Here is a 14,328-nt window from a genome sequence, read left to right on the forward strand (position 1 = left end):
ATTAAGTTGTTAAAAAATGTTCAAACTTGTAGGTGAGAGATAATGAAAAATTGGATTCAGAAGACACTTGTCGTTGCGGTCGCCCTTTTAACATTCGGTATTATTTCTCCCAACCATACTATTTGGGAAAACTTACTAGATGACAAGGCGAACCAGAAAACGATTTCTTCACAAAATACGCAACATACATACTCAGTTGAGTGGGTTGATGATCGACCCTCGACGTTTATTGAAGATGCCATTGAAATAGCCAAAGAACAGTCTTTACTAAAATTCGGATCACGAATTGGTCCTGTTATTACAGATGAGTTTGATGAAATCATCTTCCCCAAAATTCAAGAAGCTATTCAACTATCATTAATTGATATGGACAACGAATCTCTTAAATCATTAGCAATAAGTGAGAATCCTTCAGGTGATCACAGTGAAAAGATTTTTCATATTTATGATACTGTCACTGGATCTGACATCATTCGATTCCATGTAAGAACGGATCGAAAACCGCAAGATGGCTATTTCTTTAATTTTCATTACCACACAGCTTCAGACAAATTTGCTAAGCACTTTACTTTAGGTGATATTTATTGGTCAAAAAATATGCCACCAAAGTGGCTTTCATAACACACAAAAAACCTTTTTCAAGTATACTTGAAGAAGGTTTTTTTGTGTTTATTAATTGGGGGTTTTTCAATATGGAACAATATTTACAATTATGCCAAACGATTTTAGCTGATGGAACAGTGAAAAATGACCGAACAGGAACTGGAACGAAAAGTATTTTTGGCTATCAAATGCGATTTGATTTAAGTAAAGGATTTCCATTAGTGACCACTAAAAGTACAGCTATGCGCCTGATAACATCTGAATTATTATGGTTTATCAAAGGAGATACGAATGTTAAAACGTTAATCTCAGAAAGGAATCATATATGGGATGAATGGGCTTTTGAGAAATGGGTAAAAAGTGAAGTTTATGAAGGTCCTGATATGACGGATTTTGGACGACGTGCTGCACAAGATGAACACTTTCAACAAATTGTTGATCAACAAATGGCTATTTTTAGAGAAAAAATACTATCAGATGGAAATTTTGCTGAAGAGTACGGCGATTTAGGACCTGTATATGGTCGACAATGGCGGTCTTGGCCATCAAAGGATGGACAATCGATTGATCAATTGAAGAACGTTATTGAGTCCATAAAACATAATCCGGATTCTAGAAGACATATTGTAACCGCTTGGAACCCTTCTGAAGTGGATGATATGGCTCTTCCACCATGTCATACATTTTTTCAATTCTATGTAGCTAACGGGAAATTATCTTGTCAATTGTATCAACGCAGTGCAGATGTTTTTCTAGGTGTTCCTTTTAATATCGCGTCATACGCTTTATTAACGCACTTGATTGCAAAAGAATGCAATTTAGATGTGGGAGATTTTGTTCATACTTTAGGAGATGCACATATTTATTCGAACCATATGGACCAAGTCAATGAGCAACTTTCACGTCAACCACGTGAACTACCAACATTGACCATTTCAAATGATAAAAAGTCTATTTTTGATTTAGAAACAAGCGACATTTCTGTTGAAGGTTATAATCCACATCCAAGAATTAAAGCACCAATTGCCGTATAGAAAGTAGGGGAAATAATGATTTCATTAATAGTAGTCCATGATCTTAATCGTGTGATAGGTCAGGACAATAAAATGCCTTGGCATATTCCCAACGAACTAGCTTACTTTAAAGAAAAAACAATGGGGAAAGCCATTGTTATGGGACGCAGTACCTATGAATCCATTGGGCGTCCTTTGCCGGGTCGCTTAAATATCGTGATTACACGAAATAACTCATATGATGCTGAAGGAGTGACAGTTGTTCACTCGATTGAAGAAGCAATCGATGTTGCTAATAACCATCATGAAGAAGTCATGATTATTGGTGGAGAGCAAATCTTCAATGAAGTTTTACCTTATGCGGATCTTTTGTATATCACGCTTATTGAACATGATTTTGAAGGCGATACGTTCTTTCCATCCTATGAACAAGACTGGGAAGTCATTTCGACTTCAGAACAACATTCTACTGATAGTGGGCTAAAGTACACGTATATGTTGTATAAGAGAAAGGTTCAAGTTAAATAACATGTATAATTCATTGCGAACCTTTTCTTTTCTATTTGGATATTTACCGTTTTCACTAAAAGGCTTACGCGAGGTACAAACGCTAAAGGGGAAAATTCCTATCAAAGATTACGACGAACTAGTACACCAGCAACCAAAGAGATGGGCTCAAGGCATTTTGAGACGAACCAAAAGTACATTTAAAGTGGAAGGATTAGAGTTAATTCCAGAAGAGACTGTGCTGTTTGTCTCTAATCACGAAGGCAACTTTGACATTCCATCACTCATCGCACATATTCCAAAACCTTTTGCGTTTATGTCTAAAGTTGAAGTGAAAAAACTTCCTATTATTATAGACTGGATGGTAGCGATGAATTGTGTCTTTATTGATCGAACTAACCGTAGAAGTTCAATGCGTTCAATAACGGACATGGTATCTACTTTAAAAGCGGGTCATTCAATGATTATTTTCCCTGAAGGAACAAGAAGTAAAGGGACTGAGGTACAAGAATTCAAGTCTGGCTTTGTTAGAATTGCTAAAGAAGCAAAAATTCCGATTGTACCCATTGCTATTGCTGGAACTTCAGATATTTTGGAAAACAATCAAAATAAAATCAAACCAGCTCATGTTTTCATAACTGTTTTACCAACTATTTCTATTGATACAATTCAAGAACTTTCTTCAAGAGAATTAATCGCACATGTTCAACAGAAAATTGCTGTAGAAGTAAAACATTTGCAACAAACAAAAAACCAGATGCCACATTTATAGCATCTGGTTTTTGCGTTCGTTTGCTAAATGCTAATAGTTTACAGAACCAGTACATATTTTTATAATAAAGGTATGAGAAGAAGGGTGTGACAGGGATGACCAAAATTCATATCGTAACCGATTCAACCGCTGATTTATCAACAGAACAAATTGCACAATATTCTATCCATGTTGTGCCATTAACCATACAAATTGATGGGAAAACGCTAATAGATGGAGTAGATGTTCAAGCGGAGCCATTTTTAGAGATGATGAGAACTTCCAAAGAACTTCCTAAAAGTTCACAACCCGCTGTCGGTATTTTTCAAGAGCTTTATGATGAATTAGGCAAAAATGGCGATAAAATTCTGTCAATACATATGACAGGAGGAATGAGTGGTACAGTTAAGTCTGCTCAAGCTGCTGCAGAAATCACAAATTCTGATGTAATAGTGATTGATTCACGTTTCATTTCATATGCTTTATCATTTCAAGTAATTGAAGCTGCACAAAAAGCCCAACAAGGGATGCTTATTGAAGACATCGTGAAACACTTGGATAAAGTTCGAGAAAACACGAAACTATTTGTTGTCGTTGATACGCTTGACAATCTAGTAAAAGGTGGACGAATCGGTAAAGGAAGAGCGTTAATAGGATCGTTACTCTCCATTAAACCAATTGCGTCACTTGAAGGTGGAGAATATACACCTGTCCATAAAGCCAGAAGTCACAAACAAGTGGTTCAATATTTATTTAAACAATTTATCGAAGACGCTACAGGCAAAACTGTTAAATATGTGGGGTTGTCGCAAGCAAATGGCTATGCGATGTCAGATCCATTAAAAAAAATGATTGAACAATCAGGCTTTAATGATGTGACAGTCGCATTTACGACACCTGTGATTAGTACTCACACAGGAATTGGTGCAATAGGTTTTATGTACATGGTTGAATAAAGTATAAAAATGAGCAGGGAGAGATCCCTGCTTTTAATATGAGAAGGAGAGAAAAAACATGAAAAAACAGTTGATACTTGTCATCTTGGTGAGCATATTCATCTTGACAGGATGTCAATTTGATCAAACTAACCAAGCAAGCCAAATGGATTTAACTACAAGGCAGTCGCTTAAAATGGAAAGTTTCACGTTAAATAACATGTTTATTTCTGAAGAAAAGATACTGGTTGGTCTCGGAGATTCATTGACACAAGGTGTAGGAGACGAGCGAAAGATGGGTGGCTATTTAGGTCGTTTTGCTACTGAGATGGAGTCGTTCCAAGGTGTTAGTAAAATCGATTTGTGGAATGAAGCAAAACGAGGAAGACGAAGTGATCAACTATTAAAGCAAATTCAATCTGGCGAAATTAATGACTCTTTAAAAAAAGCTGATGTAATTGTTATGACAATAGGTGGCAATGATATTATGCGTATAGTTAAGCAAGATTTATTTAAATTGCGAGTCGATGCTTTTCAAAATGAATTACTTTTATTTGCAAAACGCTATGGCGAAATTTTGATAGAAATTCGTAAGCTTAACCCTGATGCGCCACTAATTATATTAGGGTTATATAATCCTTTTTCAATTGTTACGGATGAGGCAAATGAATTCGACCAAATTTTAGCGAACTGGAATAATACAATTAATAATGTGGCTTATAGTGATTTTAATTCCTGTTTTGTCCCGGTAAACGATTTATTTAATTCCAATTCTAAAATGGTATATCACACGGATTTTTTCCATCCAAATAGTAAAGGCTATGAACAAATGACAGACCGTGTACTAGAATCCCTCAAATCATGCGGTTTAAAACAATTAACAAAAGGGGAAATGGATTTTTAAGGAGTTGAATATTTTATGAACCTATGGAAAGTTGCTTTCCTATTACTACTTGCACTATTAATTACTACAACGGTAATTTTTGTTTTTTGGATAAGTTCTCCTTCAGAAAAAACAATCATTCCTGAACCACAAGCAGCTTCCGAGGGGCATGTATTGACGGTTAAGACAACAAAAGAAGATTTTGAAGGTATCGCGAATTCTTACATAAGGGATGCAGTGAAAGGTCAACCTTTACCAGTTACATTAAGTGTAGAAAACCAAATCCTTTTATCAACTGAACTCACTATTTTTTCAATAAAGTTACCTGTCATTATGAAATTCGATCCGGTAGTCGAGCCTGATGGTAACTTGAAGTTGGTCCAAACAGGGGTTGAAGTCGGCAAATTAGAAATTCCGCCCGAAACCGTGTTAAAATTGTTGAAAGATTCTGTAGCCTTACCTGATTGGATGATTGTTCGTCCAGAGGAAGAGGATGTTTATATCGATTTATCTCGTATTCCTATGCAATCGAATGTGGAAGTGCGAGCAAAAGAATTTAATTTAGAACAAGATGAAATCATTCTAGAAATACTCGTACCTAATAAGTAAAGGAGGTCGTCATAATGGGCTTAGAAAAAGCAACGTTTGCAGGTGGTTGTTTTTGGTGCATGGTTAAACCTTTTGATTCCTATGATGGCATACATGCTGTGGTATCAGGATATACAGGTGGGGATTTAGAAAATCCTACTTACGAGCAAGTATGTACAAATGCAACTGGTCATAGAGAAGCAGTCCAAATAACGTTTGACCCTAGCGTATTCCCATACGAGCGACTTGTCGAATTGTTTTGGATGCAGATTGATCCAACCGATCCAGGAGGTCAATTCTACGATCGAGGTTCATCTTATGAATCAGCGATTTTTTACCATAACGATAGTCAAAAAGGAATAGCTGAAGCATCCAAAATAGCATTGCAATCAAGCGGTAAGTTTTCAAAACCCATTGTCACTCCAATTTTAGAAGCAAAACCGTTTTACCCAGCAGAACAGTATCATCAAGATTACTATAAAAAAAATCCAACACACTATAACCGATACCAAGTAGGCTCAGGAAGAGCTGGATTCAAACAAAAAATGTGGGGTGAATAACATTGTCTAAAGAAGAGTTGAAAAATAAACTTACACCTATGCAATATCACGTAACACAAGAAAATGGCACAGAACCTCCTCATCGAAATGAATATGACCAACAGTTTAATGAAGGTATTTATGTAGATGTTGTTTCAGGAAAACCATTATTTAGCTCAAAAGATAAGTATGATGCTGGTTGTGGATGGCCGAGCTTTAGTAAGCCGATAGAGGGTCCAGAAGTAACAGAGCATGTAGATGAATCTCACGGCATGAAAAGAACGGAAGTTAGAAGTAAATCAGCGAACTCACACTTAGGACATGTCTTCCCAGATGGTCCTGGTCCAGACGGCTTGAGATATTGCATAAATTCAGCATCTTTAAAATTTATTCCAAAAGAAAAATTAGAAGAAGAAGGATATAGTGAATACGTATCCCAATTCTAATCAACAACATATTAACATTAGTAGCACAAACCAAGGCCATTGGTTTGTGCTTCATTTTTTTTATAGTAGAAGTGAAGGAAGGTCGAGCAGTTCCAGGGATCAAATGTGATTCCGTTGAAGTCGTCAACTTTCACCACAATCATTCCGCAAACTGCTTTCTACACCTGTTTTATTCTTTGGACTTATAAACTGTCCCTTCATATGATTTGCTATAAGAATGCTCTTGATAGTGAAAAATAATTGTAAATCCATGGTCAACAATAGTGTAGGTCATTAGAGCCTTTATCGTATGTTTTTACTTCGCACTCAAAATCCTGTATATATAGTAAACAACAATATTTATTTGGAGGAACATTATGAATCACTCATTTTACAAATATGCACTAACATTTAGAGGAGGACCTGTTTCAGACAAAATGGCAATGTTTGCTGAAGCAATGTTTTATGATTTGTCGTTCCCAAAACAATCAAATGATTTTGAAGAGATTTCAAGTTATATAGAGGAACTAGCTCATTCAGATATGTCTGCAACTATTTTTGATGAAATGTGGTTATTATTTGAAACCAATGTGGCTTTCCGACAGTAGTATAGGTAGAACAATTAAAGGAGGAGTAAAATGTCTTTTTTCAATAAAGTTTTAGCATCTGTTGGGGTTGGAAATGCAAAAGTTGATACCAAATTAAACGATTCAACTTTTAAGGTGGGGGAAATGATTTCAGGAATGACTGAGGTAATTGGTGGTAACACCTCTCAATCGATTGAAGCCATTTACATCAAGGTTTATACTACCTATGAACGAGAAGCGAATGACAAAAAATACACGGATTCGATTGCGATTTATTCTCACAAAATTACCGAACCATTTACGATTAATGAACAAGAGAAAAAAGCATTCCCTTTTTCTTTTAATCTCCCCTTAAATACGCCAGTAACGATGGGTAAAACACGTGTATGGCTTCAAACGGGTCTAGACATCAAAAATGCAGTTGACCCAGGAGATAAAGATATGATTGAAATTAGACCAAACGCATTTATTCAAGCCGGTTTGACGGCTGCCCAGAATTTAGGATTGAAATTGCGTAAAGTTGATTGCGAAGAAGCTCCTCGTGCATACAGAGGAATAACAAAATTTGTACAAGAATTTGAATTTGTTGCTTCAAGCGGACCATTTCGAGGGAAATTCGATGAAATTGAATTTACCTTCATTCCAAAAGGATTGGATCAAGTGGAATTACTGATTCAAGTTGATCGACGAGTTCGTGGGTTAGGAAGTTTATTTTCAGAGGCACTAAATATGGACGAATCGTATATTCGTTTAACCCTGTCAAGCGCTGACTTATCTACGCTTGAGACAAAACTACATCAAGAAATTGCGAGATATTCATAACACCATTTGCATCTGCTGTTAAAAAACAGTATGATAGTACGGAAATGTTTATAAAGTGAGGGTATAATAATGAGTGTTCATATTAATGCGAAAAAAGGCGATATCGCCGATACTATTTTACTACCAGGAGATCCATTACGTGCAAAATACATTGCAGAGACGTTTTTAGAAGACGTTGTTCTATACAATGAAGTTCGTAATATGTTTGGTTACACTGGCACATACAAAGGCAAACGTATTTCTGTTCAAGGAACTGGAATGGGAGTTCCATCAATTTCAATTTACGTTACTGAATTAATGGCTGAATATGATGTTCAAAAATTAATTCGCGTTGGTACATGTGGTTCAATTCACAAAGATGTCAAAGTGCGTGACGTTATTCTTGCACAGAGTGCTTCAACTGACTCTAAAATGAATGAAATCATTTTTAATGGCATTAACTTTGCACCAACTGCAGACTTTGACTTGTTATTAAAAGCGTATAATGCAGGAATTGAAAAAGGTTTAAACCTTAAAGTAGGTAACGTATTTACAGAAGACGTATTCTACAATGAGCATGCAGAGCATGAAAAGTGGGCTCAATACGGAATTTTAGCACTTGAAATGGAGTCTTCAGCACTTTATACTTTAGCTGCTAAATTCGGTCGCCAAGCGCTTTCAGTATTAACTGTAAGTGATCACTTGTTGACTGGTGAAGTTACGACATCAGAAGAACGTCAAATAACATTTAACGATATGATTGTAGTGGCATTAGACGCTGCGATTCAAGATTAATCTAGGTTAGCGAGAAAAGGCTGTCATCTGTTATTTGACAGCCTTTTTCTTTCCGTTTAACCATATTAACTGATAAACTATACATAAATATTGAAGCATATATTCTAATGTTTTCGAATTGAAAGTGGTGAATAAAATGGATGAACAGCAAAAAAATCCCGAACAACAAGCAGATCAATCTGAACAAAATCATCATGATGGACCAGCGGGGAAATATATTCGTTTGAAACCTTTCTTTTTCATCATGCTAATTTTCTCTCTAATTTTAAGTACTGCAGGATTAACAATTTTTGCGTTAACCTTTGGAGAAGATAAAGTAGTTGAGGTAGGTTCACCAGAGAGACGAGAGTTTCAAAAACTTTACCAAGCTTATGACGAATTGAAATCTGAATACTACGCAGATATTGATCAAGAATCTTTAGTTAATGGTGCAATCAATGGGATGATAGATGCGCTTGGTGATCCGTATTCGGATTATATGAATCAAGACGAAGCTGCACAATTTGAAGAAAGTATTTCTTCAAGTTTCCAAGGAATAGGTGCTGAAATACAAGAACGTAATGGAATGATTTCAGTGGTATCTCCTATTAAAAACTCACCAGCTGAAAAAGCAGGGATTTTAACAAATGACAATATCATTGCTGTAGATGGTAAAAACATTCAAGGCATGGGTGCCTCTGAAGCAGTATTGTTAATTCGCGGTGAAAAAGGAACGGAAGTAACTTTAACCATTCAACGTGGAGAAATGTCCGAGCCCTTAGAAATTAAAATTGTTCGTGATGAAATTCCAATAGAAACTGTCTATGCTGAAATGCTTGAAGACGATGTTGCACATATTCAAATTACAAGCTTTTCACAAAACACATACGATGAATTGCTGACAGCTCTTACAGAAATGGAAGGCGCAGGAATGAAAGCGTTAGTGCTTGATGTAAGACAAAATCCGGGTGGATTATTAACTTCAGCTATCAATATTTCTGATTTGTTTGTTGAAGAGGGGAAAACTTTATTCCAGACTCAAGAAAAAGGCAAAGATGCAGAAGTTTTCTTAGCTACGGATGGAGAAAAATTAAAAGTACCCGTGTCATTATTAATTGATGAAGGTAGTGCTTCTGCTTCAGAAATTCTAGCAGCCGCTATGAGTGAATCTGCTGGAACACAATTAATAGGATTGAATTCGTTTGGTAAAGGAACTGTACAAACGGCAAATGAATTACAAGATGGATCAAATATGAAATTCACAACAGCTAAATGGCTAACGCCTGATGGTAACTGGATTCATGAAAAAGGCATTGCACCTGATGTGAAAGTGGATTATCCTAAATACTCGAAATTACCATATTTGGACGCATCAATCGAACTAAAAAATGGAGTTTTATCAGATCAAGTTAAAGCTGCAGAAGAAATGCTGACTGCCATTGGAATTGATAGTGGTAAAGTGGATGGATTATTCGATGATCAAACAGAAGCTGCTGTTAAGGAATTGCAAAAAGAGGCAAAAATCGAAGAAACAGGTATTTTAACTGGTGACACGACTTATGCTTTAATGGACAGCTTACGCTTGAAAATTAAAAAAGATGACCCACAGTTGTTAAAAGCAAAAGAAATCTTATTAAAAGATCTAGCAAAATAAACAAAAGCTGGCCTGCAAGTTGAGGTCAGCTTTTTTCATCAGAAAGGATGAACAAAATGAAGGATGTTTATTTATTTAGTGGCTTTTTAGGAAGCGGAAAAACATCATTACTAACTGACACAATACGTCAATTAAAACAAAAAGGGTTAAAACCTGCCGTACTCATGAATGAGTTGGGGAAACTTCCTTTTGATTCACAAGCTGTCGAGGAAGATATTCCTTTAAAAGAAATGTTAGAAGGCTGTATATGTTGTTCTGGATCTGAGAAAACAGAAGCACAACTACAAACATTATTAGCTGGTGAAAATTTTGATGTTCTCATTATTGAAACGACAGGTGCAGCTCACCCAGTTGAAGCATTAGACGCGGTTTATTCCCCGTTGTTTGCAAAGCAACTAAATGTAAAGGGAATTGTGACAGTTGTAGATAGCATTCGGTGGCTTGATCGACACTTACTACCACCACAAATGCGTTCTCTATTTCTAGAACAAATTCGTCATGCTCATTTATTATTAGCAAACAAAATGGATTTATTATCTGAAGCTCAACAAGCAAAGGTTACATTTGAATTACAAAGTTTCAATCCATCAGCGACATTAATTCAAACATCACATGGTAAATGTCCTTTATCAATATTAGAAGAGTTAACAGGTACCGTTAGTGACAAGGATGTTAACAAAGCTAGAGTAGGTCAAGAACTTGCATTATCAACACGATTGGTTTCATTTAAGCATGCTGTCGAAAAGGACACCTTTGAAGAGTGGTTGCGTACATTACCATCTACTATATATAGAATGAAAGGCTATGTCCCTATCAATGGAATTAAAAATCCAATGCTTTTCCAATATTCATATGGGATGGTCCAATGGTTACCTGAATATGTGAAGATGGAGCCAAGCATTGTAATCATTGGCGAGCAACTCGCACAAATAAATATTCCTGGAAGTGAGTGATTGACTAATGACTGAAATCATCCAAGCATATCAAACTCTATTTCCATTTCGTCAATCAGCTACTACAATAACTTCAATAGAACAACTTGAACAAAGGATTCATATTGAACTATTAGATGAGTTAACTCATCCGCGTGTTCGTAAAACTCCTTCTGACAAACTCCAGATTGCGGTTGACAGAATCGAAAATAGTGACATATCAGACATTTTAAAAGTGCAGCTAATACATCTATATAAAACTGTATTTGAAAGCGTCAATACCTTTTAACATGAAACTTATGGATATTCCTCTAAAACCATACATAAAAGCACTCTTAAATCTGCTTAACTAGTACATTTTCGTTTCAATTGGTAGTATTGGTAACGTTTAGGTATTTTTTTGAGAGATTCCAAAGATAGACTAGGTGGCAGAGGAGGGAATAAAAAATGAAAAAAATGTTACTAGGTTTAACAATGGGAGCGATGGTGTTCTCAGTAGGACAAGCTACAACAGCAGAAGCTTCATTTTCATCACCCACGTGTCAGACTCAAAATGTTTCTGATTTGTCTACACGTACTCAAGCAAAACAGGTGGATTTTTCGACCATAGAAAAACAAATGCTAGAAAAACTATATGCACAACTAGCAGCTGCAGGATTTACACCAGCACAAATTAAGGAAGTTGCACAAAAGCCAGCAACACCTGAAGCTTCAAAACCTGCTACAAAACCAGCAGCACCGGTTACAAAACCAGCAGCACCGGTTACAAAACCAGCAGTACCGGTTACGAAACCAGCAGCACCGGTTACGAAACCAGCAGCACCGGTTACAAAACCAGCAGCACCTGCTTCATCAGGTAATGTTTCTTCAATTGAACAACAAGTTCTTACATTGACGAATCAAGAACGAGCAAAAGGCGGATTAAAAGCACTTGCAACAGATTCAGCATTAATGAATTCTGCACGTGAAAAATCAGCAGATATGAGCAAGAATAACTATTTCTCTCATACTAGCCCAACACTGGGTTCACCATTCGATCAAATGAAAGCTAAAGGCATTCAATACAAAGCCGCTGCTGAAAATATCGCAATGGGTCAACAATCAGCTGCTGAAGTCGTTAAAGGATGGATGGAGTCACCAGGACATCGCGCTAATATCATGAATGGTAGCTTTACTCATATTGGTATTGGATACGATGCAAACGGTAATTACTGGACACAACAATTTATTCAAAAGTAATAAGTGAAAAATATAATAAGAATTAAACGGTCATCTAATTATAGAGATGGCCGTTTTTTCTATGCCATTTTCTTTTTCGATGGAGTTTAAGTTACTGTTACATTCCCAGGATTATTAAATATTTATACTTTAACAGATTCAAATGCTAAAACTTAATTCCATCATATGTACAAAGGATTTCAAAATGGGTTTCCGCACCTTTCTGATGGGGTATCACATGTAGTACTTGCCTAATTCATTTTATTTTTTTAAATAAGTAATAACTAGTTTAGGTAATTGTTGATGCAATATCTAAAATCTCTAACTATCAATCGAAACAAGTTCATAAATGCCTTTTGATGGATATACATAAATATTTGAAGGGCATCCCTTTGAATTTGTTAATATTTTCGGTCGTTTGATTTGAGTGAAGGGCGGCGACTCTTACAGGACACAGGTGTGACCCCGCAGAGAGCGTCCGCCCGTAACGGAAATTGACAGAGTCTCTGTTAATATAAAGTTCGTTTTTGCATCCGGTTTTATGAATTTTGAAATTGACTCAATTGTAGAATTTAGAAAATTGAGTCTGCTTGCTTATAGAAAAAACAGCTTTTTACATAAACTAACTAGTACCTAATCTATTCATTTTTTAATCCTTTTTGAGAAGTTTTTAATGAAACTGCAAATGTCTAGAATCAACAAATATGGTTAACGATAACTGTAAGCATATAAATTTTGGAGGTGTCTGTATATGAAAATTAATGATGCATTAGAGGTTTTAGATCGCATGCGCCTTCCAAATGGTGCATATACAGCAAGTATTTCGAAGGATTATAATTTCGTTTGGATACGTGATGTAGTATATACCGTTCTACCTTATTTACAAAACAGTTCTGATCGCTATGAAAAAGCATACCATGCTTTATTCGACCTGTTTAAAAGATATGAATGGAAAATCGACATTCACCGTGAACAAAAACCAGTTCACCTTTTTGAATATATCCATGCAAGATACTCAACTGAATTAAAAGAGATCCCTCAAGAGTGGGGTCATGCACAGAATGATGCAATTGGTGCATTTTTGTGGGGAGTAGGAGAAGGTGTTAGCAACGGCCGAAAGGTTATACGCGATGACAAAGATCTTGATATCGTCCAAAAGCTAGTCGACTATCTTGAATGTCTCCAATACTGGCAAGCACATGATAATGGAATGTGGGAAGAAAATATTGAACTACATGCTTCAAGTGTCGGTGCCTGCGTAGCTGGATTGCATTCAGTGAAGATGCTTGTAAACGTAAGAGACGAACTTATCCAAAAAGGAGAAGAAACGTTACGCTTTATTTTGCCAAGAGAAAGCGCAACAAAAGATACCGATTTAGCCTTGCTATCACTAATCTATCCTTATCGAATTGTAGAACGCAAAACAGCTCTTAAGATTATTGAGAGAGTCACACAGCGTCTCGAAAGAGAAAATGGCTGCATCCGTTATGCAAATGATCAATACTACAACGAAGGTAGCGAAGCAGAATGGTGCTTTGGGTTACCTTGGTTGGGATTATGTTATTTTGAATTAGGTATGTATGAAAAAGCATTTGAATATGTACTTAAAACGGAGCGCCTGATCCCTAATAATTGGGAGATCCCTGAATTATATATCGGGGGTAAAAATATCCCGAATGGTAACACGCCACTTGCATGGTCAGTTGCTTTATCTTATTTATTTTTAAACCGAATGAGTCATAGAGCTTCGACTCAACTTACCGGAAATGATTGAATAGATCATATAATAAAGTGAGTACGATATTAATTCACAATAGCAAAAAGGAACGAAGTGATTTTTCACTTCGTTCCTTTTTGTTTTATTAAGAAATTCAGGTCACTCACACCTCTTTATACTCTAAACCAAGGAGCAGTATTTTGGTGACTGAAGCTGCCTGAAACTAAGAATGACAAAATGTTTTGAACGTTTATAAGACATTTAAAAGCTTTCCCAACTGGGTAGCAAATCTTGTAACTTGTATTCAAGTTGAAGCTTAAATATTCTAACTGAATGAATATTCATCTGAAATTAGGATGAAAGCCAATCTTTTTCCACTATATACTTCATAATCTTGACAA

The 14,328-nt window shown here is 36.1% G+C and carries 17 protein-coding genes; all 17 read left to right on the forward strand.

The features are described from left to right. Nucleotides 1-42: 42 nt before the first annotated feature. Nucleotides 43-621 carry a YpjP family protein gene (locus tag WBG45_RS03535; protein ID WP_424412409.1) on the forward strand — a complete coding sequence of 193 codons (579 nt, stop codon included), beginning with the start codon at nucleotides 43-45 and terminating at the stop codon, nucleotides 619-621. 71 nt (nucleotides 622-692) lie between these two features. Further along, nucleotides 693-1,637: a thymidylate synthase gene (locus WBG45_RS03540; RefSeq protein WP_424412410.1), complete on the forward strand. Its 945-nt coding sequence runs from the start codon at nucleotides 693-695 to the stop codon at nucleotides 1,635-1,637. Between the two features lie 15 nt (nucleotides 1,638-1,652). Further along, nucleotides 1,653-2,144: a dihydrofolate reductase gene (locus WBG45_RS03545; protein WP_424412411.1), complete on the forward strand. Its 492-nt coding sequence runs from the start codon at nucleotides 1,653-1,655 to the stop codon at nucleotides 2,142-2,144. Nucleotide 2,145: 1 nt separating this feature from the next. Continuing rightward, a complete protein-coding gene (locus WBG45_RS03550; protein WP_424412412.1) occupies nucleotides 2,146-2,895 on the forward strand; it encodes a lysophospholipid acyltransferase family protein in 750 nt (249 codons plus the stop codon). A gap of 95 nt (nucleotides 2,896-2,990) precedes the next feature. Then, complete coding sequence (locus WBG45_RS03555; RefSeq protein ID WP_424412413.1) at nucleotides 2,991-3,830, forward strand: DegV family protein; 840 nt, start codon at nucleotides 2,991-2,993, stop codon at nucleotides 3,828-3,830. A 58-nt stretch (nucleotides 3,831-3,888) separates the two neighbouring features. Then, the gene (locus WBG45_RS03560; protein ID WP_424412414.1) at nucleotides 3,889-4,713 is read left to right on the forward strand and encodes a GDSL-type esterase/lipase family protein; all 825 of its coding nucleotides are present in this window, start codon (nucleotides 3,889-3,891) and stop codon (nucleotides 4,711-4,713) included. Between the two features lie 15 nt (nucleotides 4,714-4,728). Further along, the gene (locus WBG45_RS03565) at nucleotides 4,729-5,301 is read left to right on the forward strand and encodes a YpmS family protein (RefSeq protein WP_424412415.1); all 573 of its coding nucleotides are present in this window, start codon (nucleotides 4,729-4,731) and stop codon (nucleotides 5,299-5,301) included. 14 nt (nucleotides 5,302-5,315) lie between these two features. Further along, a complete protein-coding gene (gene msrA, locus WBG45_RS03570; protein ID WP_424412416.1) occupies nucleotides 5,316-5,840 on the forward strand; it encodes a peptide-methionine (S)-S-oxide reductase MsrA in 525 nt (174 codons plus the stop codon). 2 nt (nucleotides 5,841-5,842) lie between these two features. Continuing rightward, nucleotides 5,843-6,265 carry a peptide-methionine (R)-S-oxide reductase MsrB gene (gene msrB / locus WBG45_RS03575; protein ID WP_424412417.1) on the forward strand — a complete coding sequence of 141 codons (423 nt, stop codon included), beginning with the start codon at nucleotides 5,843-5,845 and terminating at the stop codon, nucleotides 6,263-6,265. Between the two features lie 356 nt (nucleotides 6,266-6,621). Next, nucleotides 6,622-6,852 (forward strand): YozE family protein, encoded by a 231-nt coding sequence (locus WBG45_RS03580; RefSeq protein WP_024534756.1) that lies wholly within the window; start codon nucleotides 6,622-6,624, stop codon nucleotides 6,850-6,852. Between the two features lie 30 nt (nucleotides 6,853-6,882). After that, complete coding sequence (locus WBG45_RS03585) at nucleotides 6,883-7,653, forward strand: sporulation protein (protein ID WP_424412418.1); 771 nt, start codon at nucleotides 6,883-6,885, stop codon at nucleotides 7,651-7,653. 69 nt (nucleotides 7,654-7,722) lie between these two features. Then, on the forward strand, nucleotides 7,723-8,427 hold the full coding sequence (gene deoD / locus WBG45_RS03590) for a purine-nucleoside phosphorylase (protein ID WP_424412419.1): 705 nt from the start codon (nucleotides 7,723-7,725) through the stop codon (nucleotides 8,425-8,427). A 136-nt stretch (nucleotides 8,428-8,563) separates the two neighbouring features. Then, nucleotides 8,564-10,060 carry a S41 family peptidase gene (locus WBG45_RS03595; protein WP_424412420.1) on the forward strand — a complete coding sequence of 499 codons (1,497 nt, stop codon included), beginning with the start codon at nucleotides 8,564-8,566 and terminating at the stop codon, nucleotides 10,058-10,060. A gap of 56 nt (nucleotides 10,061-10,116) precedes the next feature. After that, the gene (locus WBG45_RS03600; RefSeq protein WP_424412460.1) at nucleotides 10,117-11,013 is read left to right on the forward strand and encodes a CobW family GTP-binding protein; all 897 of its coding nucleotides are present in this window, start codon (nucleotides 10,117-10,119) and stop codon (nucleotides 11,011-11,013) included. Between the two features lie 7 nt (nucleotides 11,014-11,020). Then, nucleotides 11,021-11,281, forward strand: a complete 261-nt coding sequence (locus tag WBG45_RS03605) for a hypothetical protein (RefSeq protein WP_424412421.1) — start codon at nucleotides 11,021-11,023, stop codon at nucleotides 11,279-11,281. Between the two features lie 158 nt (nucleotides 11,282-11,439). Further along, a complete protein-coding gene (locus tag WBG45_RS03610; protein WP_424412422.1) occupies nucleotides 11,440-12,231 on the forward strand; it encodes a CAP domain-containing protein in 792 nt (263 codons plus the stop codon). A 730-nt stretch (nucleotides 12,232-12,961) separates the two neighbouring features. Further along, nucleotides 12,962-13,984 (forward strand): glycoside hydrolase family 15 protein, encoded by a 1,023-nt coding sequence (locus WBG45_RS03615; RefSeq protein ID WP_424412423.1) that lies wholly within the window; start codon nucleotides 12,962-12,964, stop codon nucleotides 13,982-13,984. Nucleotides 13,985-14,328: the final 344 nt, after the last annotated feature.

Source organism: Paenisporosarcina sp., from assembly GCF_049671445.1.
Lineage (GTDB): Bacteria > Bacillota > Bacilli > Bacillales_A > Planococcaceae > Paenisporosarcina.